The following is a 24,975-nucleotide window of genomic DNA, read 5'->3' on the forward strand; positions in this document are numbered from 1 at the left end:
ATGATTTATCAGATAAACACAGACAGGGGTTGCTATGAAGCAAATCAGGGTATTAGCCCAGTACTACGTTGATTTAATGGTTAAGTTAGGGCTGGTCCGCTTCTCGCTGCTACTGGCATCTGTGCTGGTGTTGCTGGCCATGGTGGTTCAGATGGCGGTGACATTGGTATTGAGTGGCTCGGTGGAAACCCTTGATCTGGTGCGTTCCATTTTCTTTGGTTTGCTGATAACCCCTTGGGCGGTGTATTTCCTGTCGGTGGTGGTTGAACAACTGGAAGAGTCACGCCAGCGCTTATCACGGTTGGTTGATAAGCTTGAAGTGATGCGTTATCGCGATTTGGAGCTGAATAAGCAACTGACAGAAAATATTGCTCAACTTAATCAAGAAATTGTTGAGCGCGAAAAAGCAGAGAAAGCCCACCTTCAAGTGGTCGACAAACTGAAAGAAGAGATGGGCCACCGTGAACAGGCGCAGGTTGAGTTAGGGCAGCAGTCGGCCTTATTGCGCTCTTTTTTGGATGCTTCACCGGATTTGGTTTATTACCGTAACGAAGATAATGAGTTCTCTGGCTGTAACCGGGCGATGGAGCTGCTGACCGGCAAAAGTGAGAAGCAACTGGTCGGGCTGACCCCTAAAGAGGTCTATGCGCCGGATATTGCTGAGAAAGTGATGGAAACCGATGAGAAAGTTTTCCGCCACAATGTTTCGCTAACTTATGAGCAGTGGCTGGTTTACCCCGATGGCCGCAAAGCTTGCTTTGAATTGCGGAAAGTGCCGTTTTACGACAGTGTTGGTAAGCGTCATGGATTAATGGGCTTCGGGCGCGATATAACCGAACGCAAGCGCTACCAGGACGCGCTGGAGAATGCCAGTAGGGATAAGACGACTTTTATCTCAACTATCAGCCACGAGCTGCGCACGCCGCTTAATGGCATTGTCGGCCTGAGTCGCATCTTGTTAGATACCGAATTAGACAGCGAGCAACTAAAATACCTGAAAACCATTCACGTCAGTGCTATCACCCTCGGGAATATCTTCAACGATATCATTGAGATGGATAAGTTGGAGCGACGTAAAGTTCAGTTGGATAATCAACCAATTGATTTTACTGGGTTTATGGCGGATTTAGAAAACCTTTCTGGTTTGTTGGTGCAGCCGAAAGGGCTGAAATTCATTATGGAACCGCAGTTGCCCTTGCCGGAAAAAATCATTACCGATGGCACCCGCTTGCGCCAAATCCTGTGGAATTTGATTGGTAATGCGGTGAAGTTTACTCAGCAAGGTAAAATTGTGGTGCGGGTGCGGCGTGAAGATACTGACCGCTTGATTTTTGAAGTGGAAGATTCAGGGATGGGCATTCCTGAGGATGAACAAGATAAGATTTTCGCCATGTATTATCAGGTGAAAGACAGCAATGGCGGCCGTCCGGCGACCGGAACAGGCATTGGGCTGGCGGTGTCTAAACGCCTGGCCCAAAGCATGGGGGGGGATATCACGGTGAAAAGCGCCCAAGGAGCAGGTTCATGCTTTACCCTGACTATTAAAGCGCCCGCCGTGCAGGCCGCGTCCAGCACGCCATCAGGCGAAGATATCCCGCTACCCGCTCTTCATATCTTGCTGGTGGAGGATATCGAGCTGAATGTTATTGTCGCGCGCTCGGTGTTGGAAAAACTGGGCAACAGTGTTGAGGTGGCGATGAACGGCCATGATGCGCTGGCGATGTTCAAACCGGATGATTTCGATTTAGTGCTGCTGGATATTCAGCTACCGGATATGAGTGGGTTGGATATCGCCCGTCAAATTCGGGCTGATTATGGCCAGCAATCTTTACCGCCATTGGTGGCCTTGACTGCTAACGTGCTGAAAGACAAAAAAGAATATTTAGATGCCGGGATGGATGATGTGCTGAGTAAGCCGTTATCGGTGCCCGCGCTCACGGCCATGATTAAGCAATTCTGGGATCATAAGCCTTCTTCTGCCGCTAAAAAACAGGAACTTAAAGTGATGCAAACCCATGAATCGTTACTTGATACTGCCATGCTGGAACAATACATCGATTTGGTTGGCCCACAATTAATCCATCAAAGCCTTGAAATGTTTGAACAAATGATGCCGGGTTATTTGGCGGTATTGGATTCAAACATGACTGCACGGGATCAGCAGGGTATTACGGAAGAAGCGCATAAAATTAAAGGGGCGGCGGGCTCCGTGGGGTTACGCCATATCCAGCAGCTTGCACAGCAAATTCAGACACCGACACTGCCAGCATGGTGGGATAACGTGCAAGATTGGGTCGATGAATTAAAATCAGAATGGCGCAATGATGTTCAAGTGTTACGTGAGTGGGCAGCGACCGCTGAAAAAAAATAACCCCGACCGAGGCCGGGGTGCGCGAATATTGCGCCAACACCAGGGAAATCGTTAACCTGCGATCCCCGTCATACTTCAAGTTACATACGCGTTGGCTTCTTTGGTTCACCCCAGTTACTTACTGGTCGTTGACCTTAAAGTAAGTAGACTCTTGGGAATTCGCTCAGTTGCCACCTTCCTGTAACTCGAATTATTTAGGGCATAATAATTTCGATTTCGAGTGGATTCGCAGGTTGTAAGGATTCGTCCATACATCATACAAGCAATAACATAGCAAATGTAAGCGCTCTTGTTACAAGATTCATTAAAATATGTGATAGAGATTGGTCTTTGTTACTAGAACGAGTTAAGCAATTGACAGCGTGAGAAAAGGAGAGGTGTGATGAAAACAGTCGGTGTCGTGCTGAGTGGATGTGGTGTTTTAGATGGCACAGAGATACATGAATCTGTCTTAACTATATTAGCATTGGATCGTGCTGGAGCTCGTGTTTTATTCTTCGCACCAGATAAGCCACAACTCGATGTTATTAATCATTTTATGGGTGAAGAATCCCATGAGCAACGCAATGTTTTAGCTGAGTCTGCGCGCATTGCCCGTAGCCTGATAAAGCCGCTTTCTGTCGCCAATTCAGATGACTTGGATGCCCTTATTGTTCCTGGTGGCTTTGGAGCGGCAAAGAACCTTAGCGATTTTGCAATTAAGGGTTCTGAATGTTCCATAGATCCGGATTTATATAAACTTACGCAATCAATGCATAAGGCCGGCAAACCAATTGGGTTTATGTGTATTTCGCCTGTGATGTTGCCAAAGCTGCTGGGGAAACCTGTTCGCCTGACAATTGGTAACGATCCCGACACCATTGATGCAATTGAAGCTATGGGGGGGCAACATGTTATTTGCCCTGCTGATGATGTGGTGGTCGATGCAGAGAATAAAGTGGTCACAACTCCGGCCTATATGTTGGCGGCGTCAATTTCCGAAGCAGCAAAAGGAATTGATAAGCTGGTGGCGAAGGTGCTGGATTTAACCGAATGATTTCAGTTCGTCGCGGATTAAATTGGCTTTGGTATTGGGGTAAGCGGGGCATCATTGGCCTTGCTGCTCTGTGGTTGGCCGGTATTTTGATTTTTGCTTTTCTGCCGGTTCCGTTTTCCATGGTCATGATTGAAAGGCAGCTCGGGGCTTGGCTGACGGGCGATTTCTCATATGTTGCTCATTCTGATTGGGTGCCGATGGATGAAATTTCGCCTTATATGGCGCTGGCGGTGATGGCGGCGGAAGATCAAAAATTCCCTGAGCATTGGGGGTTTGATGTCGGTGCCATTGAGTCGGCATTAGCCCACAATCAGCGCAATCAGAATCGTATCCGTGGTGCCTCCACCTTATCGCAACAAACTGCCAAAAATCTGTTTTTATGGGATGGACGGAGCTGGGTGCGTAAAGGGCTGGAGGTGGGCTTGACCGCCGGTATTGAGTTGGTGTGGACTAAGCGGCGCATCCTGACGGTTTATCTGAATATCGCGGAATTTGGCGAGGGTATTTTTGGCGTAGAAGCTGCTGCTCGCCATTTCTTCAATAAACCGGCCAGTAAATTGAGCGCATCAGAAGCCGCCCTATTAGCCGCAGTTCTGCCCAATCCACTGCGTTTTAAAGTGAATGCGCCATCAGGTTATGTTATTTCCCGCCAGCAGTGGATTTTGCGCCAGATGCGGCAATTGGGGGGCAAAGAATTCATACACGCAAATGATTTAGATTAATGGTTTTATGTTTTGGATAGATAAAAATGGGCCTGGATTTCTCCCGGCCCATGAATAGGGTTTATCTTTTTAACCGACTGAGTTATTTCACAATAGTAAACGCGGTGGTCACATGCTTAACGCCACTCACCTGACTGGCTATCTGAGCGGCTGATTGCCCTTCTTGCTGAGTCACCAGACCCAAAAGGAACACTTCGCCATTCTCCGTGGTGACTTTCACATTGGAAGATTTCACCGAATCTGCGGTCAGTAATTGTGACCGGACTTTGGTGGTGATCCAAGTATCCATGGACGCCGTGGATAGATCGACCGGTTTACCCAAGCGCATTTCGTTATACACTTCTGTGGCACCATCAACACCGGTCGCAATTTGTTTGGCTCGGTTAGACAGTTCAGCCGTTGGCGATTGCCCGGTTAGCAAAACTTTCCCTTGATAAGCGGTCACGACAAAGCGTGTTTGGCTTTTTATCTGCTGATCTTTGCTCAGCGCATTGACGACTCTGGCCTCAAGTGTGCCGTCGTCGACCTGAGTGCCGACAGAGCGCGGGTCTGTGGCAGATTTCGTGGCAACGGCAGCACTGCCAACCACCACAGCACCGATACAACCTTGTAATAGCAGGGCGCTGAATAGCATGGCAAAAATATAACCAACTTTCATTCTTGCTCCTTTAATCGTCCTGGTGAGGAAATAGAGTGTTGTCAATTAAGTCACACAAGCAATTCACTGTCAGCATGTGTAATTCTTGAACCCGAGCGCTACGGTGCGAAGGTATGCGGATTTCAACATCCTGCTGACCTAACAACCCCGCCAGCTCACCGCCATCATAACCGGTAAGCGCGACGATGGTCATATCACGGGTGACGGCGGCCTCGACCGCTTTCACAATATCACGGCTATTGCCACGAGTGGAAATAGCGAGCAAAACATCGCCTGCATGACCCAGCGCGCGCACTTGTTTGGCATAGACTTCATCATGCAAGCGGTCATTAGTGATCGCCGTCAGCACGACATTATCAGCATTTAAAGCAATAGCAGGCAGGCTAGGCCGTTCTGTTTCAAAACGGTTTATCATGCTAGCCGCAAAGTGTTGTGCGTTAGCCGCAGAAGTCCCATTACCGCAGCAGAGAATTTTATTGCCGTTGAGCAGTGACTGAACCAACGTCATTGCTGCACGGGATATGGCATCCGGCAGAGCCTCAGCCGCGGCAATCTGGGTTTGAATACTTTCTGTAAAACAACCTTTGATTCTATCCAGCACGTTGATTTAACCTACTTAATAATGTCATAGCCGGTATAAACCGGAGAAAAATCATCAATCCGCATTGAAAGCGTTTGGTAGCCATTCTAACTGACTACCAGTGATGGCAAAAACATCAAAACGGCACGATGTTGTGGCAAAACAGGCATTTCGCTGTGCCAACCAAAGGGTGGCGGCCCGGAGTAGCCGTTGTTGCTTGCGGTAAGTGACACTGGCGGCAGCGCCACCGAATAGGGCATTGCGGCGAAAGCGTACTTCAACAAACACCCAAGTGGTTCCGTCGCGCATAATAAGGTCAATCTCACCACTTTGATAGGTGACATTTGCCGCCTCAAACACTAAACCTGCCCGCTCAAGATGGCTGCGGGCTTGGTTTTCGTAGTGTGTGCCAGTATTCCTTTGGCTCATATTCCCTTCATCCTTGAAGTTGCAGGGGTGTTAGCTACATTCATTCACCCGAATCGCTTACCTGAGTAAGCTCATCGGGATTCACTCATTTGCTGCCTACCTGCAATCTCCAATGACTTTGGGAATACCTTTCATCCTTGAAGTTGCAGGGGTGTTAGCTACATTCATTCACCCGAATCGCTTACCTGAGTAAGCTCATCGGGATTCGCTCATTTGCTGCCTACCTGCAATCTCCAATGACTTGGGGAATACACTTCGTCCTTGAAGTTGCAGGGGTGTTAGCTACATTCACTACTCGGCCCGTCCATGGGCATCGCCTCTGCGAGGCCGCTGCAAGCAGCGTTCAAATCTGTTCCAGACAGATTTGTCACCTAAATCGCTTTACGCCGCGGGTACGACCATGCCCTGGCGGTATTGCAGCCAAGGCAGTTTGCGGGTAATAACACAATCGGCTGATGCCGTTAAATCACCGGTGGTGCCGCTGACCTGGAAACCCGGAATTTGGCGCATTTCAGCAAAATGATTCGATAATGTCCATGCATCAATGCCCATAGCGTACAAACGCACCAGCGAATAGTCGTTGGCAAATTTGGCTGCCGCTTGTTGCATCAGAGCTGGGTTCGTGCCCGCCATCAGTGGGATATCACTAAACTGAATGCCTTCCATCTCCAGGCGGTAATCCGGGCCTGCACCCGCTTGATAGCTGCGTGAGCTGGCAAACAGCGCCGGTTTACTGCGGGTGCTGGTCGCCATATCAATCATCGGCTTAATCAGTGTCAGCTCGGCAGGTGTCGCAATGATATAGACCGCATCAATGTTACCACCGGCAGAGGTTGAAACTACCGGCGCATCGACTGGCGGCGCAGGGATGGTCAGGCCAGCAATAGTGACGGATGCCGGAGCAGCAGCCGGTACGTTTGAAACGCTAACCGGTTGACCGGTCAGGCGGATGCCCGCGCCACTGTTGATAGCTTGTTTTAACTCCGTAGTAGAACCGAAGTTTTGTTGCAATACCGTCTGACCACCTTGCTTCTGCCACTCTTCTGCAAAGGCCTTGGCGATGCGGTCACCCAAAGCACCACGCGGGGTGAGCAACAGCGGCATTCTCTTTTCCTGGCTCCATAAATGATGCGCGGCATCGCGGGCTTCATCTTCAGGAGAGAGGGCGAAATAACAGATATTCGGGCTGTTGGTGCTGACTTCCGGCTGATTCAGCGCCAGAATATTCAGTGTACTGGGGGTCGCGCTCAGTTGTTCAACTTCGGGCTTCAGCAGCGGGCCAACCACCAATGTCGCGCCATCTTGCTGGGCTTGTGCGAGCAAAGCGGCAATCGGCTGAGTAGTGGTATCGTAGACTTTGACCTGTGCATTGCTGGTGGCAACAGGTGCTGGCGCTGGTGTAGCCACATCTGTAACCGGTGTCGCCGCGGCCTCTGTTGGCGTGCTTGCTGCTGCATCGGGCTCTACAGCAGCAGGGGCGTTGACTGGCAAGCCATTCTGTGCGGCAGTAAAACCTTGTTGGATAGCATCGGCAAAGACTTGTGCCGGGCCACTTAATGGCAGCAACAAGGCGATTTTCGCCGTAGATGCCTGGCTGAAGTTACTGATTTGCGTTAATGCTGTTGGCAGATTTTTTGCCGCCGGATTTTGCGGATAACGATTTTGCCAATCTTTAATACCGGCTTTCAGCAGGTCAGGATCTTGCTTGTTATCCTGATACACATGTAGCAAATCCAGCCAGCCTTGCAGAACATTTTCGTCCGCGTTAATCACCATGTTATTCAATTCTTGAGGGGTGAGCTGGGCCAGAGCTTGCCAGGTACCATCAATATTATCTTGATGTGCTTTATCACTGAGCAGAGGTTCTTGAGCAATGAATGCACGCACCAACGGCAAAGTTGCTTTGCCTTGATTGGCGGCAATCTGTGCTTGATAGAAGCGCACTTGTTGATTGGCTGAGAGCTTCCCGGCATCCAACTTGCCTAAAACATCAGCAGCCGCAGGATTATTTTTTTGAGCAACCAGCAATTCTGCGGTCAGTAATTGCTGTTCCTGGCGCTGTGTGTCATTCAGGTCAGCGGGCAAAGTTCCAAGTTGTTCTGCCGCTTGAGGGACTTTCCCTTCGCGTAACTGGGCACGAATGGCAAGTAATTGCCAGTTAGCCTTGTTATCATCACTGCTCTGTTGCAACTGTTGCAGATAATAGTCAGAGTTAGCGCTGGCTTCGTCCTGTATATTGACGGGCGGCGTCTGTGGTGCTCTGCCTGAACAGGCTGCCAGTATTAAAGCAGCCAGCACAACAGGGACGAGCCCTGCTTTGGAACGAACGAATGTTGAGGAAAGCATACTGTATCCAGTGATGTTTTTTTCAAGATGCTCAATATTAAATCGGTAATTCGGATGAAACAATGAATCAACACGATCGAGCAGTGATTTCTGCATCTACGCTTTATGTGGTACCTACCCCAATCGGTAATCTAGGGGATATTACCCACCGGGCGTTAGAGGTACTGAAAGGCGTTGATTTGATTGCGGCAGAAGATACACGTCATACAGGGTTGCTGTTACAACATTTCGCGATCAACGCCCGCCTATTTGCACTTCATGACCATAACGAACAACAAAAAGCCGATCATTTACTGGCGAAACTGCAAGCAGGCCAGAGTATTGCACTGGTTTCAGATGCAGGCACACCACTTATTAACGATCCGGGCTACCATTTAGTGCGCCGTTGCCGTGAAGCTGGCATCAGAGTGGTGCCATTGCCGGGCGCATGTGCGGCGATTACCGCTCTCTCGGCCGCCGGTATTGCCTCAGATCGTTTTTGCTACGAAGGCTTCCTGCCTGCGAAAACCAAAGGACGTAAGGATACTCTGCAAGCGCTGATTGAGGAACCTCGAACCCTGATCTTCTACGAATCAACCCATCGCTTGTTAGAAAGTTTACAGGACATGGTAACTGTACTTGGCCCACAACGCTATGTGGTACTGGCCAGAGAACTCACCAAAACCTGGGAGTCTATCCACGGCGCGCCAGTTGGCGAGTTACTGGCTTGGGTTCAGGAAGAAGAAACCCGCCGCCGTGGTGAAATGGTCTTGATTGTCGAAGGCCATAAAGTACAGGCTGATGATGCACTGCCAGCTGCCGCCTTGCGTACTCTGGCGTTGTTACAAAAAGAGTTACCGCTGAAAAAAGCGGCGGCCCTGGCCGCAGAAATCCATGGTGTGAAAAAGAATGCGCTTTATAAGCATGCTTTGGAGCAAGATGCTCAAGAGCAGGGTGACGACGAAGAATAAGTCATCCCCTGAGGCCAGAGTTTGCCTCAGGGCGCTTAATCAGCCGCGGCGGTGCCAGCCATATTGTGGGTGGTACCACCCCCAGTTATGCCCTTCACGATAGCGCCATTCATAGCCTGGTGCGGGCCTTGGATAATGTGGCGCGACATAGACAACTCTCGGCGGTATAACGACATTGGGTTCTACCATTACGCCCGGCTCGACATACACCTGCGGTTCTGCATATCGCGCCGGTTCGACGACACAACCACTTAATAGTGCAACAGTAATTATCGGGAAGATAAAACCGACAGAACGTTTCATGGTAGAACTCCCCAGCCAGCATAAAATCGTGAATTATGCTGACTGTCGTGGTAGTGACGATATTCAATCGGGTAGTGGCTGTATTTAATCGTAGCCGACAAACACATTCTATGTTACTGACTCAAAAGAAAATTTATGTAAATTTATTAATGCTCAGCTTTACACTATTTCAACTTGAATCTTTGTTGCAGTCGGAAGATGACATTCAGGGCTAATGTGACTATAATCCGCCGCGGAGTTGACTAGACAGTCGCCGCTTCGCTGCCGTCCCCTTCGGGGGAGACAGGTGAAGGGGAGGAAAGTCCGGGCTCCATAGGGCAGGGTGCCAGGTAACGCCTGGGAGGCGCAAGCCTACGACAAGTGCAACAGAGAGCAAACCGCCGATGGCCCGCGCAAGTGGGATCAGGTAAGGGTGAAAGGGTGCGGTAAGAGCGCACCGCGCGGCTGGCAACAGTTCGTGGCAAGGTAAACTCCACCCGGAGCAAGGCCAAATAGGGGTTCACATGGTACGGCCCGTACTGAACCCGGGTAGGCTGCTTGAGCCAGTGAGTGATTGCTGGCCTAGAGGAATGACTGTCCACGACAGAACCCGGCTTACCGGTCAACTCCACTCATTCCACATGACCCCGCTTCGGCGGGGTTTTTGTTGTCGTGATATATACACGAGAGAAAAGTGTTTCACTCCGATTTTTTCAAGCACAAATCTTCACTCGTTACATATTTAGTTGCCATTCCCGGCATCCATCCTGATGGTGTACCTTGGCACGGAATATATCCTTTAGACTCTATTTTGCTTACATAAATAAAAGAGAAAATAATAGGTATTACCAATGATACAGCAAAAAAAACAAGCACTGTTTTATAAGTACCCTTTGATTTATCCGGTGGGAGAGGCACACCATAAAAAGCAACATGAATGGGATATATAGAAAAAAGGAAAACAACAAAAGAGAAAAATAAGGCAAAACAGTCCATCCAAGAATATATTATCACATCATGAAACTTAAAGTACTCAATCAGTTCTTGAATTGAAAAGTAAAACACTCCCAATCCAATTATAAAAAAAAGAAAAAAGGCGGCAATGGCCTTAAGCCTTATTATCAACATCAATACACCCTCGGGATTACATTATTGATAGTATCTCTGAAATATCTCTTTATTTCAGATTCAATAACTTCCTTACCTTTATCGAGCATCTGATCAGCATACATAGCTCCCAAATCCCAGAGTCCTTGCTCTATCTCTCGCGCTTTCTCTACAAACTCTTGCTGCGCAGCCTCAATGTACGCAACAACTTTATCCGTGACTCCAAATTTACTATCAAGTTTATTTAATCCCCACGCAGCTAACAAACCAAAACCAACAACAACCACTAATGGGGCTGAAATGAAAGGAATATACGCAACAGCAGCCCCCCCAACTCCCCAACCAATAGCAGAAGAAATACCTATTTTCACCACATCGGTTGCCAAGGAACCGATAAACTCAGCCAGTGACGTTGCATCGTTCAATATAAAATCAAGCGTTCGGTAAGCGGCTGCTACATAAAATGTAACCCGCGCACCACTGACAATAGAGTTTTTTAGCCCATATTTACCGATACCTAAATCAACCACTTTGGGATTCTTTAATGCAAATACCGGCGCGGTTAATACTTTCCTGACACCAGCATAACCCGTCAGTTTTATTAACTCAGTACCTTTATGATTAACGTAGACGGTAGCTTTAATACCGAAGTCACCTAATCGAGCAATAATCATCGAGGTGGTGACAACATCCTTTCCATTGACACCGTAATTAACCATCACTTGCCCGACATCGGATTGAGTGGTTTCCACCCAAGCTGTTTTGGTGTTTTTCCAACCCCATGATTGGAGCACTTCCAAACTCTCCGAGAGAGTCAGTAGCATCACATCTTGATTGGTTCGCGCCAACATAGCACGTAAGGCATCATCCGGTAGAGTATGGGTATTCCGCAAGACTGAATAATCCGGTACAAATTCAGAAGATGGTTTTTCACCCGTGAGGTAGGGGGGAAGATTTGATTTTTTGGCTGACTGGGCGAACTGCTGGGGCTCGGCCACCGGCGAATCTACCGCTGCGCGAGAAGAGGTGGCTTGCGGTTGTCCTCCCTGATAAGGGCCATGAGATGCCCACGTTTGTGACGGAATAAAAAACGCCTTGCATGGGCAGGTTGAGCGGCTATACAGCGTGCTGGCAACGTAATGCCCATACACTATCTCGCCCGGATGTCCTCCCCCCACGCTGTAACTGCCGGGGTGTTTGCCGCACGAGACTTTACTGCCATTCACTGCGACCGGATGATTAGCAAATGTTCTCTCCGGCATCCCCTCATGCACTATCCCGCCACAGCTGGTCTTGTCACCTTTGACTATCCAGTATCCTGTTGCCATATCATCCCTTATTCATCCATTTGCCAATATCAATTTGGCAATAAGCTCAAAAAGGTAAGGGATAATGATGAATCAGGCAAATAAAAACTGAAATTGTGTTTTATGTGTAGCAAATAATAATGAGTTACAAGCTGAGATAGACATGACTTATTTACTACATGTAAATGCAGCGTCTACAGTTATACAGTTTACCTTGGTCTTCTTTAAGGTTTATCGAGTTACAAATCGCAGTGTTTATGATTCCGGAGATACACCATGACAATGAAAGTGCTCGGTTATGCTGCTACATCAGCAAAAGTTCCTCTAGCCCCCTTTGAGTTTACCCGTCGCGATCCTCGGCCAGATGATGTGGTGATGGAGGTGCTCTATTGCGGTGTTTGTCATTCAGACCTGCATCAGGCGCGTAATGACTGGGGATTCAGCTCCTATCCTATTGTTCCCGGTCATGAGGTGGTGGGGCGCGTTACGGCGGTGGGTAAGGATGTCACGAAGTTTAAAGTGGGCGATTTTGCCGGTATTGGCTGTATGGTGGATTCCTGTCGACACTGCAATCCGTGTCAGCAAGGATTAGAACAATATTGCGAAGAAGGAAATGTGCAAACCTATAATGGTATTGACCGCCATGACCATCAGCCAACTTATGGCGGATATTCACAAGCCATTGTTGCATCACAAGATTTTGTGCTTAAAATGCCTACCGGCTTAGATTTGAAAGCGGCAGCTCCCCTGTTGTGTGCGGGTATCACCACTTGGTCACCGCTGCGCCATTGGAAGGTCGGAAAGGGTAGCAAAGTGGCGGTAGTGGGGCTGGGTGGGTTGGGGCATATGGCCTTGAAATTGGCTAATGCGCTCGGTGCTGAAGTGACACTCTTTACCCGCTCCCCCAATAAAGAGGCGGATGCCCGCCGCTTAGGTGCGCATCATATTGTTTTATCTACCGATGATGCTCAAATGGCTGCCGCCAAAGGGCAGTTTGATTTGATTATTGATACTGTGCCTTATGTGCATGATATCAACCCCTATATGCCGACGTTGAATGTCAATGGCACGCTGGTGTTTGTCGGTTTCCTCGGGGATATCAGCCCGATGGTGAGCACTTTACCGATGATTTTGGGGCGGCGTTCGGTCGCGGGTTCTTGCATTGGCGGTATCGCCGAAACACAGGAAATGTTGGATTTCTGTGCTGAGCACGGCATTGCTTCAGATATAGAAATGATTAATATTCAAGATATTAACCACGCTTACGACCGTATGCTGAAAAGTGATGTGAAATACCGCTTTGTGATTGATATGGCGTCATTGAAACCGTAAGAAATTCATATGCTATATAGATAGCGCGCCAATGCCACAATCAATGTGGCAATTTAAAATTGACCGGGCGAATACCTGGTCAATCAGGTAAATCAATCAGCAATGCCCGCAGCGGGGTCTCTGCTGTAATCACTAAATGCTGTTCTTCTTGCACAAAAGCCCCGTCACCACAGGTCAAACGCTGAGCTTCACTCACTTGCGGCCCTTCCACTTCTACCGTCCCGTGAATAGATTGCAGATAAGCCCTCGGGCCGTGCAAATCAATTGTATATTGTTCACCGGCGGCTAAATTTAAATGATGAATCCACACTTGCTGGCGCAGCTTCAGGCTACCTTGTTCCCCATCGGGAGAGGCCAATAACCGCAATGGCTGAGAGCATAAAGACATGCGCTGAGCGAGATGGCAGTCTTGTTCTGGACAAGCATTGAGCCATAACTGAATGCGGGTTAATGGTTTGTCTGTACTAAGATTATGCTCGCTGTAACTGACACCGGGCTGGGTAGACAATAACAGAACATCGCCGGTTTTACCGCGCACATGGTTACCCAAACTATCCCGATATTCGGCTTCACCTTGTAAAATCAGATTCAGAATATCAACCCGTGGATAGGTTCGCGGCTGGAATGATGCGCCGGGCGCTAACACTTCCTGATTCAACACTCGTAGCGAGGCATAACCTAATAATTTCGGATCAAAGTAATGGCCGAATGAAAAGGTATAACGAGCTTGAAGCCAACCAAAGTCAGCTTGCCCGCACTGTTTTGCTGTTCTGCATGTGATCATGATTGCTCCTATAGCCGCATCTTGAAGGGCGACGGGTATATTAATCTGTAAACAAATGGTAAGCGTCTGGACGGCAGATTGTTAGCCAGTTAATCTGGTCACTATATTCAAATTTCCTGATTGAGAAAATGATGGCCAAAGATCGGGCGCTAACGTTAGAAGCATTGAGAGTGATGGATGCCATTGATCGCCGTGGTAGTTTTGCGGCAGCAGCCGATGAATTGGGGCGAGTACCCTCTGCGCTGAGCTACACCATGCAGAAGCTTGAAGAAGAGCTTGATGTGGTGCTGTTCGATCGCTCAGGGCATCGCACCAAGTTTACCAATGTTGGGCGCATGCTACTGGAGCGTGGGCGAGTGCTGCTGGAAGCGGCAGACAAACTGACTACCGATGCAGAAGCATTGGCACGCGGCTGGGAAACCCATATCACCATTGTCAGCGAGGCATTGTCTCCAGCCTGGAAACTGTTTCCGCTAATCGACAAACTGGCGCTCAAAGCTAACACTCAGGTCTCTATCTTTACCGAGGTATTAGCGGGCGCATGGGAACGGCTGGAGCAGGGGCGGGCTGATATTGTTATCGCGCCGGATATGCATTTTCGTGCATCGTCGGAGATTAACAGCCGCAAACTGTACAAAGTGACCAGTGTTTATGTCGCCAGCCCAGATCATCCTATTCACTTGGAGCCAGAGCCGCTCTCTGAGCTAACCCGGGTAAAATACCGTGCTGTTGCCGTGGCAGATACCGCCCGTGAGCGGCCAGTTATCACTGTACAGTTGTTGGATAAACAGCAGCGGCTGACGGTCAGCACCATTGAAGATAAACGGCGGGCATTACTCGCCGGTTTAGGCGTGGCGACCATGCCTTATGACATGGTGGAAAAAGATATCGAAGCAGGGCGACTCAGGGTTGTCGGGCCGGAATACAGCCGTGAGGCGGATATCATTATGGCATGGCGGCGTGACAGCATGGGCGAGGCCAAGTCGTGGTGTCTGCGCGAGATCCCAAAGCTCTTTTCTAATAAATAAACGGCTACTGCGCGTGCGTATTTTGGGCTTGGGCTGTGCTCGCCATCCTCACGTACTCGCCATCCTCACGTACTATGTGTACGCTCCGGTGGCTGTGCGCAGGCCGTACCCAAACTACTTTCGCTCGCAACGCCTTCGAAAAGGGAGCGGAGACTGCGCGTTAACTAATTAAAGCGCGTATCTCGTCCATGGGGCTCCAGCAGGTCTTGCTGTGGGCCGATGGAGATAATCCCGTAAGGATTAATGGTGCCGTGGCTGCGGTAATAGTGATGGCGAATATGGTCAAAATCGACTGTCTCGGCAATACCCGGCATCTGATAAATATCGCGTAAAAAGCCGTATAAGTTGAGATAATCGCTAATACGGCGCTTATCACACTTAAAATGCGTGACATACACTGGATCAAAACGTACCAGTGTGGTCCATAAGCGTAAGTCCGCTTCGGTCAGTTGGTCACCGGTCAAATAGCGGTGTTTCCCCAGAATGTGTTCTAGCTTATTCAATGCATCAAACAAGGGGGTGACGGCTTCGTCATAAGCTTCTTGCGTGGTGGCAAAGCCCGCTTTATACACACCATTATTGACCTGATCGTAAATCCACTCATTGATATCGTCAATCTTGCCGCGTAATGCGGGAGGGTAATAATCGCCTGCTTTAGCGCCAGCCGCATCAAAAGCATTATTGAACATACGAATGATATCGGCTGACTCATTGCTAACAACAGTTTGTTGCTGTTTATCCCATAACACCGGGACGGTCACGCGCCCGCTATAATGGGGGTCGGCACGGAGATAGAGTTGATAAAGATAATCGAGATGGTAAAGCTCATCACCGGTGGTGGCGGGGAAGTCATGACCGAATGTCCAGCCATTCTCCAGCATCAGCGGATGTACCACAGAAACTGAAATTAGCGATTCCAAACCTTTCAAGCTGCGCATTAGTAAGGTGCGGTGCGCCCATGGACAGGCCAGAGAAATATACAAATGGTAACGATGTGCTTCGGCTTTAAAGCCCGCCTTACCTTGTGGCCCAGCTTGACCATCAGTCGTCACCCAATTGCGGAATTGCGAGTTACTGCGTTTGAAATGGCCCCCGCTAGGTTTGGTGTCATACCAAACGTCTTGCCATACACCGTCAACAAGTTGCCCCATCTTTATACTTCTCCATAAAAACGCGCCCTATCAAATGATAGGGCGTCGTTAATTAAAATAGCATATTCATTTTGGCTACTGTGCTTACCACTTCTTACCCAGCAGGCGGTCAATACTGAAACCACCTGGGCCAGCAACGGCTAAGACAATGTAACCGCCAGCGATGGTCAGGTTTTTCATAAACATCAGTTGGTTAACGCCTTCCGCAAAGTTAGTGTGGAAGATTAATGCAGTCAAAATAGTGAAACCGGCGGTGAACAGCGCAGTGGTACGGGTCAGGAAACCAAACAGAATGGCCAGGCCGCCGCCAAATTCCAACAAAATAGTCAGTGGCAGGAAGAAGCCAGGGACGCCCATTGCTTGCATATATTGCTGAGTACCGGCATAGGCATCACCCATTTTGCCGTAACCGGCAACAATAAACAGAATTGGCATTAGAATGCGTGCTACCAACAGGCCAGTATCTTGTAATTTGTTCATCAACGACTTCTCCAAAAAGTGTTTTGTATTAATGCCTGGCATTTGCTGGCGTTAATTTTTCATCAAAAAGTTTATATGTGATTGTTTGCCAATATGTTTCTGCAAACGCCCTGACTTGATGAGAGAATGTTAATCGAGAAGTTGATAAGTTGTTAGCAAGTAAAACTGTCGTTTTTCATCAAAAAAACTGAAGTGACAGAATATAAAAGCCCGCCTATGGAAAGGTGGGCTTTTATATTCTGAGTTGATCAAACATAAGATAATGGTGACGTGGCAGTGCAGTGAAATTGGGGGTTAACGTAATAAAAAAGTATTGCGAAACAGTTGGATAGTACCCCATGCACTGACAGCTCTGCGCGACCAGCGGATTAATTTGCTGGGGTGGCGGATACCGTAGAGTGCGACCAGGCTTGAACCCACCATCAGATATTTTCGCATACTGACGATTTTTACCCAGCCTCGGTCATAAGGTGCTGTGACTTCAATCCAATGCGCTGCGCTGTTAGCGAGATCCAGACGTTGCTGCTGGATCTCCCGTAACAATGCGGCCTTTTCCTGTGCCAATTGACGGCGGCTCAACGCTCTTTCTCCAATAATTCGCGGTCTGTTTCCAGTTGCTTGCGGGTTGAACCCAGCAGCGTGGAGTGACGCGCTTTGGTGAGTGTCCAGATAACTCCGATGATTGCCAACGCTAATAGCACGGCGGTTGTCGACCCCAGTGCGACTAAACGATAGGCAGGATCAATCGCCCATATGACTAACACAAGCAAGCTCATCAAACCGAAAGCAGTCAACAGCAGGGTAATCCCCGCCATTATCAGCAACTGAATCAGTGTTGCCTTTTCTTCTTCCAGCTCAATGGCCGCCAGCCGGACACGGGTTTCAACCATACCCACCACAATGGTGGCGATACGGTGGACAGTATCGAGGACCCCTTTACCGGGGCCCTGAGTTTGAGGAAGTTCAGCCATAATCAGCGGCGAGACAACAACACGCCTAACACCACGCCGACAGCAGCACCGATACCCACACCAGCCCAAGGGTTGTCATGGACATAGTTATCAGCTTTATCAGCAATCTCTTTGGTTTGGGCAGCAATTTTATCGCCAGTTTCACTCAGACGTTCACGTGTATCCTTCAACGCGCTCTCCGCTTTGGCCCGCAGCTTATCTAACTCAGCTTTCGGCTTATCGGTCGAAGATTGCAGCACTTCTTCCAAAGTATCCGCAAGTGACTTAAGTTCAGCGCGCAAATGTTCAGAGGTTTTATCTTGTGGCATGTAATAGCTCCTTAACATAACTGAGGTGAATATCTAATTTAGTGAATTTATCGGAAAGTTGATAGGTTAATAATCCTAATAGTTCACTGTGTTTGTATTTAAACCCGGAGTCGCTATTTCTGTGCCTGAGCTTGCTTTAACTCAGCTTGCGCCTCCGTTAACTTCTTCTGTTTATTGGCGATTTTTCCAGCATCACCCTTTTGCTGAGCTTCTTTGAGTTCTTGCTTGCGTTCTGCGACTTTGTGTTGCTTTTCTTTGATTTTTTTCTGCCGCTCAGCTTTCAGACTCTCAACAGTACAATTATTTTTCACTTCTTTCAGCGCTGTTTCCAGACCGGCGGCGCGGCGAGTATTGCCATGCTGTTTGGCATAATCAATCTGCTGTTGGATCTCCTTAGCTTTGGTGTCGCATTCATTCGTTTGGGCGACACTGTAAAATGCAACCATCGGTAAGACCAACAGGAGAAAGGCCCGTAGTGAAAAAACGGGGCGTAACAGCACAGTATGTAACAACATGGTATTGCTTCCTTTTACAGCAAGAATCGGTGATAAAATAGGTTGCCATGAATGACTAAGCATAGCGCTGAATTATGTGATACCCAAGTTTACTACTGAATTTTTATAGATTAATCATGTATCAGCAGAATAAATAGGGAATAACGGAGAGCTGATGACGGGGAGATGCTCCCCGTCATGTAGATTACCCTACATTTTGTAGGTTATTTCTGAAGGCGGGTAATAAACGCTGACGTTTCTTTGATTCACTCGTCACAATGACATAACCGCTTGGTAGGATATCCTGCAAAGCTTCGATCGCTTCTTTTTGCTGTTCCGGAGACTCAAGGCTCACCACCAGGCTGTCATTCTCCGGAGTGATGCTTTTGATGCGAATCCCCCGCTGATCTAGGTGTTGATACAGATAAAATCCATCGGGTAACGACAGGCCCTGCTGATTAGGCCGAATTTTTAACGCACTTTCTGTGCGCAGAATCATTGGCGTAAACAACAGTGCTGCTAGCAATAAGGCGGTCACCGGCAGGATAAGATAGAGCCAAACTGGGCGGCTAAAACGGCCCCTGAGGGTAATCACTCTGGCTTACCTTTATCATTGCTGTTATTAGCCGGAGGGGCACTTTTTTTGCGCCAAAGCACATATAAAGAACCAAATAAGCCAATCACTAAGAGTGCCAGAGGCAGCAACATCAGGAAAAACATCACTTCATCTTCGTATTTCAGGAATACCGGTGTTTTGCCAAAGGCAAAGCCCATAGTGGTTAAGATCAAAACCCACAGCAACCCACTCATCCAGTTAAAGAATTGAAAGCGGGTATTGCTCAGGCCGGAAAGGCCCGCAATTGTTGGCAATAAGGTGCGCACGAATGCCAGGAAACGGCCGACCAATAGGGCGGATAACCCATGGCGGTGGAACAGGTTATGTGCGCGCTGGTGATAATGGGCAGGTAGATGGGATAGCCACCCTTGCACCACTTTGGTATTCCCCAGCCATCGCCCCTGAATATAGCTGACCCAGCAACCCAAGCTGGCTGCGGTGGTTAATACTACAATGGTCACCGGGAAGCTCATGGCCCCTTTTGCAATCAAGACACCAACCAGAATCAACAGACTATCGCCCGGTAAAAAAGCCGCCGGAAGCAGACCATTTTCCAGAAAAAGTATCACAAATAACAAGATGTAAATGGCCCAGACTAAAGATGGATTCGCCAGTGTCTCGTAGTCTTGCGCCCATAAAGCATGTAAGAGTTCTTTAATGATATCCATCGGGTATTCCTAAAACGTCATTGTTTGTTGTATGCATCGTTATGGATATAAACACGATCAAAAAATATCTGATGGTTTTTCGTGTTTTAGCGATGGTTTTGATAAAGGAACCAAAGCAAACCAATTCGCTGATATCTAAAGGTAAATTGACTTCTTGTTGCGATGCTCACGTATTACGACAACCGAGAAAGCATCACGCCATAATGTGGTAGGTAAGCATCCCGCTATATTGAGTATTACTCTCTTTCCAGCCACCCACACGATTTTGCTGTGTCGAAGCATAGAATATCCAATTGGAATAGTTCAACAGGGGCAGTGATTGCCGTGGCTGTTTATAGATTTCATCCGCTCGGCTGCTGCGGGACATAGCCAGATGTGCGCTATGCCAAGTGTGATTGGCGAATGAAAGATTAACTGAGCTGGTAAGTTTAGCCGCACCCAACCGATTTTTTATGGCGGTTTTTTTAGCGGGCATACCCATCAAGCGCAATTGAGAATAAAAGGCTTTCTTTTGCAGGTGCAGATATGACGAAAAGACATTGACGGATGAGGAGGTGCCGCTGACGCAGGGACGGTCAAGCGCAGGTAGCACTATACTTGATGAGGGATGCGTGGACGATAGCAAGCTGCCGGAAGCCGAACCGACCCAGCCCGCTACTGCAATAAACAGAGCAAACAACCAGCGCATATATTTGCGTTTCGCTCCCAAAGCATCCGAATAAAAAAGTGCTGCCACTTTAGCAAAATAGCGGGATATGAAACAGGGAAATATAGATGCTAATTGAGTGTTTTTTAAGCAATAGTTAAAAAACAGGCTTAACACTGACATTTGCTGACAGAACTCGACATTTACTGACTACAACATCGCATGAAGAGTGCCTCTTCGTGCTGGAAATCACCGATATCGGTTAGCTGGCCCATCCTTGGGCATTGCCGCCATAAGCCTTGGTCACATCGACTTTTGGCGAATTTGTCTCTAATGACTTATTTCAATGATTCGCTTGCTTGCGGCTTATCTGTAACACTCAAACCAAGCTCTTTGGGGATATCGAGATGAACTACCGGGTTTTCGGTGAATAAGTAGCGGTCTACATTAAACTCGAAATCATCAGTCGTGGCCCGGAACAGCATTTGTTTGGTATTTTCCAGATGTTGCCACATGGCGAGCTTACTGGCGTAAGGATCTTTACGCATCAGAGCCTCAAGGATCCGGTCATGATCTTCGCACCAACTCTCGATCGACTTATCATCAATATGCTCGTGCAGTTTGATCCAGTAAGGGTTATGTACCCGCTGGCTCCACATTTTTTCGACAATCGTGGCCATAGCGGTGTTTTGCGTCGCCAGCGCCACTTGCACATGGAATTTCAAATCCCACTGCGAGTCACGAAAACGATCTTCTTGCCGCGCATGTTTTTGGATCTCGATTAATTGCACGATATCTTGACGAGTCACTTGTGTGGCCGCAAATTCAGCAATGTTACTTTCGATCAATTGACGCGCCTGTAACAGCTCAAAAGGGCCGGCGGTGGCGAATTCAATACCGTGGTTTGGCATGACTAAGTGCTTTTGCTGATTCGACATCACATGGATGCCGGAGCCTTTGCGCACTTCTACATAGCCCTCCACTTCCAACATGATAATCGCTTCACGGACCACAGTTCGGCTGACATTCATTTCTTCGGAAATGTAGCGTTCTGCGGGCAATTTATCGCCCACCTGATAAACACCGGCTTCGATGCGCTGCTTTAACTCTGCGGCTAACTGCTGGTACAACCGTCTGGTTTCTGTGAATTCCATGATTAAGGCTCTTGGGATCAAGGATCAATTGAGGCAGCAAATTTTGCGGCTCATTTTGTCTGGAAGGCATGATATCCCGTAGGAGATACAATTGGACTTGTTATACCACTTATCCCTATTGGGTTCTAGTTATTGCTATCACAGTTATGATGGAAAATGTGCAGTAAAGGAGGGCGGCTCGGGGATAAAAAGCCCGGCAAATATCACCGGGCTGATGGTGTCTCTCGCGTAAAGTCTTGGATTAATTCTGTCCGGCTGGCGTTTGTTGTACCGGATCGATAGCGGGTTCGGCTGCCGGGCGGTTTTGCAGTACCGTCCAGATAACCACGACGGCTAACACGTCAAATACGGCGAGTGCGGCAAACAGTGGGCTGAAGCCCATGGTATCTGCCAAAGCACCCACTACCAGGGCGAACATAGTACTGGCCGTCCAAGCCGCCATTCCCGTCAAGCCGTTGGCGGTGGCCACTTCGTTACGGCCAAAGACGTCAGACGATAAGGTAATCAGCGCACCAGACAGTGATTGGTGAGCAAACCCACCGACACACAGCAGGGCGATAGCCGCGTAAGGGCTGGTGAACAGGCCAATAGTCCCCGGCCCAATCATCAACAAGCCGCCCATGGTGACCACTAACTTACGGGATACAATCAGGTTAACTTTGAAGTATTTTTGGAACAATGGTGGCAGGTAACCCCCCAGAATGCAGCCTAAGTCGGCAAACAACATTGGCATCCAGGCAAACATGGCGATTTCTTTCAAGTTAAAGCCATAAGCTTTGAACATGAACAGTGGGATCCACGCGTTGAATGTCCCCCAAGCCGGTTCTGCCAGGAAACGTGGGATTGCAATACCCCAGAACTGGCGGTTACGGATAATCTGCATTGCAGACATCTTTTTGGAGTTAGCCGTAGAGTGCTGCGCTTCCTGACCACTCAGGATGTACTCACGCTCTTCATCAGACAGTTTTTTCTGATCTTTCGGGTGTTTGTACAGGATTAACCAAGCAATGGCCCAAATCAAGCTAAGCACACCGGTAATGATAAATGCCATCTGCCAGCTGTGCATCACGATAGCCCACACCACTAATGGTGGTGCAATCATGCCGCCGATAGAAGAACCTACGTTGAAGTAACCCACGGCAATGGAACGTTCTTTTGCTGGGAACCACTCACTGGTTGCTTTCAAACCTGCAGGGATCATGGCTGCTTCTGCTGCACCCACAGCACCACGAGCGATAGCTAAACCGCCCCAACTGCTGGCTAAGGCGGTACTCATACAGAATATGGCCCACATCACGGCAAACATGGCATAACCGACTTTCGTCCCCATCACATCCAGAATATAACCGGCGACCGGTTGCATCAGGGTGTAAGCGGCTGAATAAGCGGCGATAATATAAGAATATTGCTGTGTCGTGATATGTAACTGCTCTTGCAACGTTGGTGCGGCAACGGCAATAGCGTTACGCGTCAGGTAACCTAATATAGTGCCAACGGTAACCAAAGCGATCATGTACCAGCGTAACCCTTTAATTTTACGCATCATTTGTAACTTTCTCCCAGTATTAGATTACTGCCATGAAACGCCGCCTGTCGTGACGTTTCATGGCGCAATGTGGCCCAATCCGACATCACAGTGCATGCGGTGGTACCTGGTCTTTCTTATTCATGAGTTGAGGCTGGCGTGCTGGCGGTCGCTTCAACTACTTTAGGTTTCCCTTCCTATTCGAGGCCGCAGTGCTGGTACGACACTCATTTTTTGTATACCCCATTGGCTGTATACCCATTTGAGTCAAATCAATGCATTTACGTGAACATGGCTAATGAGATGACTGATGGCGACGCAACAATAACTTGTCATACAGATTTAAAAGTTGAGTGATATCACAAAAACCACTTTTCAATTAGGGAATAATAGAACCCAGCAGACTTAGTGCCGAAAGGGACTAAATAGACTATAAATGTTGAGTATTTGTTCTTTTTGTTAGGTTTTTGCGATCTTTATCTATAAAAAAATGCTGGACGATAGATGAAATTGGTGTGATAACTTCGCGATAACAGAAAGCAGAACTCTAAGATGTTTCAAGTGAGGAACCTAATATGGCGCAGTTTTTGACCGAAGACTTTTTGCTCGACACTGAATTTGCCCGTCGTCTGTATCATGACTATGCAAAAGATCAGCCGATATATGATTATCACTGTCATTTGCCCCCTGAGCAGATCGCAGAAAACACCCGCTTTAAGAATATGTATGACATCTGGTTGAAAGGTGACCATTACAAATGGCGAGCTATGCGCACTAATGGTGTCGCGGAGCGTTTTTGTACCGGTGATGCCAGCGACCGCGAGAAGTTTGATGCTTGGGCTGCAACGGTTCCTCATACCATTGGCAACCCTCTGTATCACTGGACACATCTTGAATTACGCCGTCCATTTGGTATTACAGGTAAGTTATTGTCCCCTGCCACATCAGATGAAATCTGGCAGCGCGGTAACGAATTACTGGCTCAGGACAGCTTCTCCGCGCGCGGTATTATGCAGCAGATGAATGTCAAAATGGTCGGTACTACTGATGACCCGATTGATGACTTGCGCCACCATAAAGCTATTGCGGCTGACGGCAGCTTCAATATCAAAGTGTTACCAAGCTGGCGTCCAGACAAAGCTTTCAATATTGAAGCCGCGGGTTTCAACGATTATATGCAGCGCCTGGAAGCTGCCGCTGACACTTCTATCAGCCGCTTTGCCGATTTGTGTTCCGCGCTGAACAAGCGTATGGATCACTTTGCCGCCCACGGTTGTAAAGTTTCTGACCACGCGTTGGATGTGGTGGTTTACGGTGAAGCTGATGAAGCGACTTTAGACGGCATTCTCGCCCGTCGTTTGGCCGGTAATCAGCCAAGCACCGAAGAAATCGCTCAGTTTAAAACCGCTGTCTTATTATTCCTGTCTGGCGAGTATCACCGCCGTGAATGGGTTCAGCAGTATCACATCGGCGCATTGCGCAATAACAACAGCCGCATGTTCAATCTGGTCGGGCCGGATATCGGCTTTGACTCCATCAATGACCAACCCTTAGCACAGCCTTTATCGCGCTTATTGGATGCGCAAGGCCTGCGTAATGCACTGCCAAAAACCATCCTTTACTGCTTAAACCCACGGGATAACGAAGTGATCGGCACCATGGTAGGCAACTTCCAGGGCGAAGGTACCGCGGGGAAAATGCAGTTTGGTTCGGGCTGGTGGTTCAACGACCAAAAAGATGGCATGCAACGCCAGATGACCCAATTGGCCCAGCTTGGTTTGTTGAGCCGCTTTGTTGGGATGCTAACTGACAGCCGCAGCTTCCTGTCCTATACCCGCCATGAATACTTCCGCCGCATTCTGTGCCAAATGATTGGGCGCTGGGTTGAAGATGGTGAAGCTCCGGCAGATATGGAGCTGCTGGGTTCCATGGTGAAAAACATCTGCTTTGATAACGCCAAACAATATTTCGCTATTGAGCTGTAATCACCGAATTTTTTCAGTGATGAATATCTGACAACAATCACGGGG

At 48.4% G+C, this 24,975-nt stretch carries 26 protein-coding genes and 1 other RNA gene; 8 read left to right on the top strand and 19 right to left on the bottom strand.

Annotation, left to right across the window (positions count from 1 at the left end):
* Nucleotides 1–34 precede the first annotated feature (34 nt).
* The 3 genes from arcB to mtgA all read left to right on the top strand — a co-directional run bounded on the left by arcB (nucleotide 35) and on the right by mtgA (nucleotide 4,129).
* Nucleotides 35–2,371, top strand: a complete 2,337-nt coding sequence (gene arcB / locus DX162_RS08350; protein WP_115155853.1) for an aerobic respiration two-component sensor histidine kinase ArcB — start codon at nucleotides 35–37, stop codon at nucleotides 2,369–2,371.
* A gap of 382 nt (nucleotides 2,372–2,753) precedes the next feature.
* On the top strand, nucleotides 2,754–3,407 hold the full coding sequence (gene elbB / locus DX162_RS08355) for an isoprenoid biosynthesis glyoxalase ElbB (protein WP_004392002.1): 654 nt from the start codon (nucleotides 2,754–2,756) through the stop codon (nucleotides 3,405–3,407).
* Nucleotides 3,404–4,129, top strand: coding sequence for a monofunctional biosynthetic peptidoglycan transglycosylase (mtgA, locus tag DX162_RS08360; protein WP_032820585.1), 726 nt, complete (start codon nucleotides 3,404–3,406; stop codon nucleotides 4,127–4,129). The genes elbB and mtgA overlap by 4 nt, the downstream gene beginning before the upstream one ends.
* Nucleotides 4,130–4,211: 82 nt before the next feature.
* Here the strand turns inward: mtgA and dolP are convergent, their stop codons facing one another.
* From dolP to DX162_RS08380, 4 genes are all read right to left on the bottom strand, one after another.
* Nucleotides 4,212–4,787 (bottom strand): division/outer membrane stress-associated lipid-binding lipoprotein, encoded by a 576-nt coding sequence (dolP, locus tag DX162_RS08365; protein ID WP_004392000.1) that lies wholly within the window; start codon nucleotides 4,785–4,787, stop codon nucleotides 4,212–4,214.
* Between the two features lie 10 nt (nucleotides 4,788–4,797).
* Nucleotides 4,798–5,388 carry a DnaA initiator-associating protein DiaA gene (diaA, locus tag DX162_RS08370; protein ID WP_004391999.1) on the bottom strand — a complete coding sequence of 197 codons (591 nt, stop codon included), beginning with the start codon at nucleotides 5,386–5,388 and terminating at the stop codon, nucleotides 4,798–4,800.
* A gap of 54 nt (nucleotides 5,389–5,442) precedes the next feature.
* On the bottom strand, nucleotides 5,443–5,796 hold the full coding sequence (locus DX162_RS08375; protein WP_004391998.1) for a YraN family protein: 354 nt from the start codon (nucleotides 5,794–5,796) through the stop codon (nucleotides 5,443–5,445).
* A 381-nt stretch (nucleotides 5,797–6,177) separates the two neighbouring features.
* The gene (locus DX162_RS08380) at nucleotides 6,178–8,142 is read right to left on the bottom strand and encodes a penicillin-binding protein activator (RefSeq protein ID WP_032820608.1); all 1,965 of its coding nucleotides are present in this window, start codon (nucleotides 8,140–8,142) and stop codon (nucleotides 6,178–6,180) included.
* A gap of 62 nt (nucleotides 8,143–8,204) precedes the next feature.
* On the opposite strand from DX162_RS08380, the gene rsmI reads away from it, so the two are divergent.
* Nucleotides 8,205–9,092, top strand: a complete 888-nt coding sequence (gene rsmI, locus DX162_RS08385; RefSeq protein WP_032820583.1) for a 16S rRNA (cytidine(1402)-2'-O)-methyltransferase — start codon at nucleotides 8,205–8,207, stop codon at nucleotides 9,090–9,092.
* A gap of 39 nt (nucleotides 9,093–9,131) precedes the next feature.
* Here rsmI and DX162_RS08390 read toward each other — a convergent pair whose 3' ends face one another.
* Entirely contained in the window at nucleotides 9,132–9,395 is a 264-nt protein-coding gene (locus DX162_RS08390) for a hypothetical protein (RefSeq protein ID WP_004391995.1), read from the bottom strand.
* Between the two features lie 234 nt (nucleotides 9,396–9,629).
* On the opposite strand from DX162_RS08390, the gene rnpB reads away from it, so the two are divergent.
* An RNA gene (rnpB, locus tag DX162_RS08395) (RNase P RNA component class A) lies at nucleotides 9,630–10,008 on the top strand.
* Nucleotides 10,009–10,073: 65 nt separating this feature from the next.
* On the opposite strand, the gene DX162_RS08400 is transcribed toward rnpB, so the two are convergent.
* Together DX162_RS08400 and DX162_RS08405 are read right to left on the bottom strand one after the other, a co-directional pair.
* Nucleotides 10,074–10,502, bottom strand: a complete 429-nt coding sequence (locus DX162_RS08400; protein ID WP_098081076.1) for a DUF1240 domain-containing protein — start codon at nucleotides 10,500–10,502, stop codon at nucleotides 10,074–10,076.
* Nucleotides 10,502–11,809: a PAAR domain-containing protein gene (locus tag DX162_RS08405; RefSeq protein WP_004391993.1), complete on the bottom strand. Its 1,308-nt coding sequence runs from the start codon at nucleotides 11,807–11,809 to the stop codon at nucleotides 10,502–10,504. The genes DX162_RS08400 and DX162_RS08405 overlap by 1 nt, the downstream gene beginning before the upstream one ends.
* Nucleotides 11,810–12,064: 255 nt before the next feature.
* On the opposite strand from DX162_RS08405, the gene DX162_RS08410 reads away from it, so the two are divergent.
* A complete protein-coding gene (locus DX162_RS08410) occupies nucleotides 12,065–13,120 on the top strand; it encodes an NAD(P)-dependent alcohol dehydrogenase (RefSeq protein WP_032820582.1) in 1,056 nt (351 codons plus the stop codon).
* A gap of 79 nt (nucleotides 13,121–13,199) precedes the next feature.
* On the opposite strand, the gene DX162_RS08415 is transcribed toward DX162_RS08410, so the two are convergent.
* The gene (locus DX162_RS08415) at nucleotides 13,200–13,904 is read right to left on the bottom strand and encodes a pirin family protein (protein ID WP_004391991.1); all 705 of its coding nucleotides are present in this window, start codon (nucleotides 13,902–13,904) and stop codon (nucleotides 13,200–13,202) included.
* A gap of 131 nt (nucleotides 13,905–14,035) precedes the next feature.
* On the opposite strand from DX162_RS08415, the gene DX162_RS08420 reads away from it, so the two are divergent.
* Complete coding sequence (locus tag DX162_RS08420) at nucleotides 14,036–14,932, top strand: LysR family transcriptional regulator (protein ID WP_004391990.1); 897 nt, start codon at nucleotides 14,036–14,038, stop codon at nucleotides 14,930–14,932.
* 164 nt (nucleotides 14,933–15,096) lie between these two features.
* On the opposite strand, the gene DX162_RS08425 is transcribed toward DX162_RS08420, so the two are convergent.
* From DX162_RS08425 to DX162_RS08475, 11 genes are all read right to left on the bottom strand, one after another.
* A complete protein-coding gene (locus DX162_RS08425) occupies nucleotides 15,097–16,083 on the bottom strand; it encodes a glutathione S-transferase family protein (RefSeq protein ID WP_004391988.1) in 987 nt (328 codons plus the stop codon).
* 84 nt (nucleotides 16,084–16,167) lie between these two features.
* Nucleotides 16,168–16,563 carry a DoxX family protein gene (locus DX162_RS08430; protein ID WP_004391987.1) on the bottom strand — a complete coding sequence of 132 codons (396 nt, stop codon included), beginning with the start codon at nucleotides 16,561–16,563 and terminating at the stop codon, nucleotides 16,168–16,170.
* 294 nt (nucleotides 16,564–16,857) lie between these two features.
* Entirely contained in the window at nucleotides 16,858–17,142 is a 285-nt protein-coding gene (locus DX162_RS08435; protein WP_032820580.1) for a YqjK-like family protein, read from the bottom strand.
* A complete protein-coding gene (locus DX162_RS08440; RefSeq protein WP_004391985.1) occupies nucleotides 17,139–17,534 on the bottom strand; it encodes a phage holin family protein in 396 nt (131 codons plus the stop codon). The genes DX162_RS08435 and DX162_RS08440 overlap by 4 nt, the downstream gene beginning before the upstream one ends.
* 2 nt (nucleotides 17,535–17,536) lie before the next feature.
* Nucleotides 17,537–17,842: an ElaB/YgaM/YqjD family protein gene (locus DX162_RS08445; RefSeq protein ID WP_004391984.1), complete on the bottom strand. Its 306-nt coding sequence runs from the start codon at nucleotides 17,840–17,842 to the stop codon at nucleotides 17,537–17,539.
* A 113-nt stretch (nucleotides 17,843–17,955) separates the two neighbouring features.
* Nucleotides 17,956–18,357 (bottom strand): DUF1090 domain-containing protein, encoded by a 402-nt coding sequence (locus DX162_RS08450; protein WP_042562484.1) that lies wholly within the window; start codon nucleotides 18,355–18,357, stop codon nucleotides 17,956–17,958.
* 184 nt (nucleotides 18,358–18,541) lie between these two features.
* Entirely contained in the window at nucleotides 18,542–18,931 is a 390-nt protein-coding gene (gene mzrA / locus DX162_RS08455; RefSeq protein ID WP_032820578.1) for an EnvZ/OmpR regulon moderator MzrA, read from the bottom strand.
* The gene (locus DX162_RS08460) at nucleotides 18,928–19,620 is read right to left on the bottom strand and encodes a DedA family protein (RefSeq protein ID WP_004391980.1); all 693 of its coding nucleotides are present in this window, start codon (nucleotides 19,618–19,620) and stop codon (nucleotides 18,928–18,930) included. Before DX162_RS08460 ends, mzrA begins: the two co-directional genes overlap by 4 nt.
* 193 nt (nucleotides 19,621–19,813) lie before the next feature.
* Nucleotides 19,814–20,308 (bottom strand): hypothetical protein, encoded by a 495-nt coding sequence (locus DX162_RS08465; RefSeq protein WP_032820604.1) that lies wholly within the window; start codon nucleotides 20,306–20,308, stop codon nucleotides 19,814–19,816.
* A 296-nt stretch (nucleotides 20,309–20,604) separates the two neighbouring features.
* Nucleotides 20,605–21,420 carry a transcriptional regulator ExuR gene (exuR, locus tag DX162_RS08470; protein ID WP_032820576.1) on the bottom strand — a complete coding sequence of 272 codons (816 nt, stop codon included), beginning with the start codon at nucleotides 21,418–21,420 and terminating at the stop codon, nucleotides 20,605–20,607.
* A gap of 241 nt (nucleotides 21,421–21,661) precedes the next feature.
* On the bottom strand, nucleotides 21,662–22,966 hold the full coding sequence (locus DX162_RS08475; protein WP_004391977.1) for an MFS transporter: 1,305 nt from the start codon (nucleotides 22,964–22,966) through the stop codon (nucleotides 21,662–21,664).
* Nucleotides 22,967–23,520: 554 nt separating this feature from the next.
* Here DX162_RS08475 and uxaC point away from each other — a divergent pair.
* The gene (gene uxaC, locus DX162_RS08480) at nucleotides 23,521–24,930 is read left to right on the top strand and encodes a glucuronate isomerase (protein WP_004391975.1); all 1,410 of its coding nucleotides are present in this window, start codon (nucleotides 23,521–23,523) and stop codon (nucleotides 24,928–24,930) included.
* Nucleotides 24,931–24,975: the final 45 nt, after the last annotated feature.

The sequence above is a fragment of the Yersinia kristensenii genome, from assembly GCF_900460525.1.
GTDB lineage: Bacteria > Pseudomonadota > Gammaproteobacteria > Enterobacterales > Enterobacteriaceae > Yersinia > Yersinia kristensenii.

Coding starts and splice junctions, on each gene's coding strand:
- arcB (WP_115155853.1), top strand. CDS start 35: ATGAAGCAAATCAGGGTATTAGCCCAGTACTACGTTGATTTAATGGTT.
- elbB (WP_004392002.1), top strand. CDS start 2,754: ATGAAAACAGTCGGTGTCGTGCTGAGTGGATGTGGTGTTTTAGATGGC.
- mtgA (WP_032820585.1), top strand. CDS start 3,404: ATGATTTCAGTTCGTCGCGGATTAAATTGGCTTTGGTATTGGGGTAAG.
- dolP (WP_004392000.1), bottom strand. CDS start 4,787: ATGAAAGTTGGTTATATTTTTGCCATGCTATTCAGCGCCCTGCTATTA.
- DX162_RS08375 (WP_004391998.1), bottom strand. CDS start 5,796: ATGAGCCAAAGGAATACTGGCACACACTACGAAAACCAAGCCCGCAGC.
- DX162_RS08380 (WP_032820608.1), bottom strand. CDS start 8,142: ATGCTTTCCTCAACATTCGTTCGTTCCAAAGCAGGGCTCGTCCCTGTT.
- rsmI (WP_032820583.1), top strand. CDS start 8,205: ATGAATCAACACGATCGAGCAGTGATTTCTGCATCTACGCTTTATGTG.
- DX162_RS08390 (WP_004391995.1), bottom strand. CDS start 9,395: ATGAAACGTTCTGTCGGTTTTATCTTCCCGATAATTACTGTTGCACTA.
- DX162_RS08400 (WP_098081076.1), bottom strand. CDS start 10,502: ATGTTGATAATAAGGCTTAAGGCCATTGCCGCCTTTTTTCTTTTTTTT.
- DX162_RS08405 (WP_004391993.1), bottom strand. CDS start 11,809: ATGGCAACAGGATACTGGATAGTCAAAGGTGACAAGACCAGCTGTGGC.
- DX162_RS08410 (WP_032820582.1), top strand. CDS start 12,065: ATGACAATGAAAGTGCTCGGTTATGCTGCTACATCAGCAAAAGTTCCT.
- DX162_RS08415 (WP_004391991.1), bottom strand. CDS start 13,904: ATGATCACATGCAGAACAGCAAAACAGTGCGGGCAAGCTGACTTTGGT.
- DX162_RS08420 (WP_004391990.1), top strand. CDS start 14,036: ATGGCCAAAGATCGGGCGCTAACGTTAGAAGCATTGAGAGTGATGGAT.
- DX162_RS08425 (WP_004391988.1), bottom strand. CDS start 16,083: ATGGGGCAACTTGTTGACGGTGTATGGCAAGACGTTTGGTATGACACC.
- DX162_RS08430 (WP_004391987.1), bottom strand. CDS start 16,563: ATGAACAAATTACAAGATACTGGCCTGTTGGTAGCACGCATTCTAATG.
- DX162_RS08440 (WP_004391985.1), bottom strand. CDS start 17,534: ATGGCTGAACTTCCTCAAACTCAGGGCCCCGGTAAAGGGGTCCTCGAT.
- DX162_RS08445 (WP_004391984.1), bottom strand. CDS start 17,842: ATGCCACAAGATAAAACCTCTGAACATTTGCGCGCTGAACTTAAGTCA.
- DX162_RS08450 (WP_042562484.1), bottom strand. CDS start 18,357: ATGTTGTTACATACTGTGCTGTTACGCCCCGTTTTTTCACTACGGGCC.
- DX162_RS08460 (WP_004391980.1), bottom strand. CDS start 19,620: ATGGATATCATTAAAGAACTCTTACATGCTTTATGGGCGCAAGACTAC.
- DX162_RS08465 (WP_032820604.1), bottom strand. CDS start 20,308: ATGCGCTGGTTGTTTGCTCTGTTTATTGCAGTAGCGGGCTGGGTCGGT.
- exuR (WP_032820576.1), bottom strand. CDS start 21,420: ATGGAATTCACAGAAACCAGACGGTTGTACCAGCAGTTAGCCGCAGAG.
- DX162_RS08475 (WP_004391977.1), bottom strand. CDS start 22,966: ATGATGCGTAAAATTAAAGGGTTACGCTGGTACATGATCGCTTTGGTT.
- uxaC (WP_004391975.1), top strand. CDS start 23,521: ATGGCGCAGTTTTTGACCGAAGACTTTTTGCTCGACACTGAATTTGCC.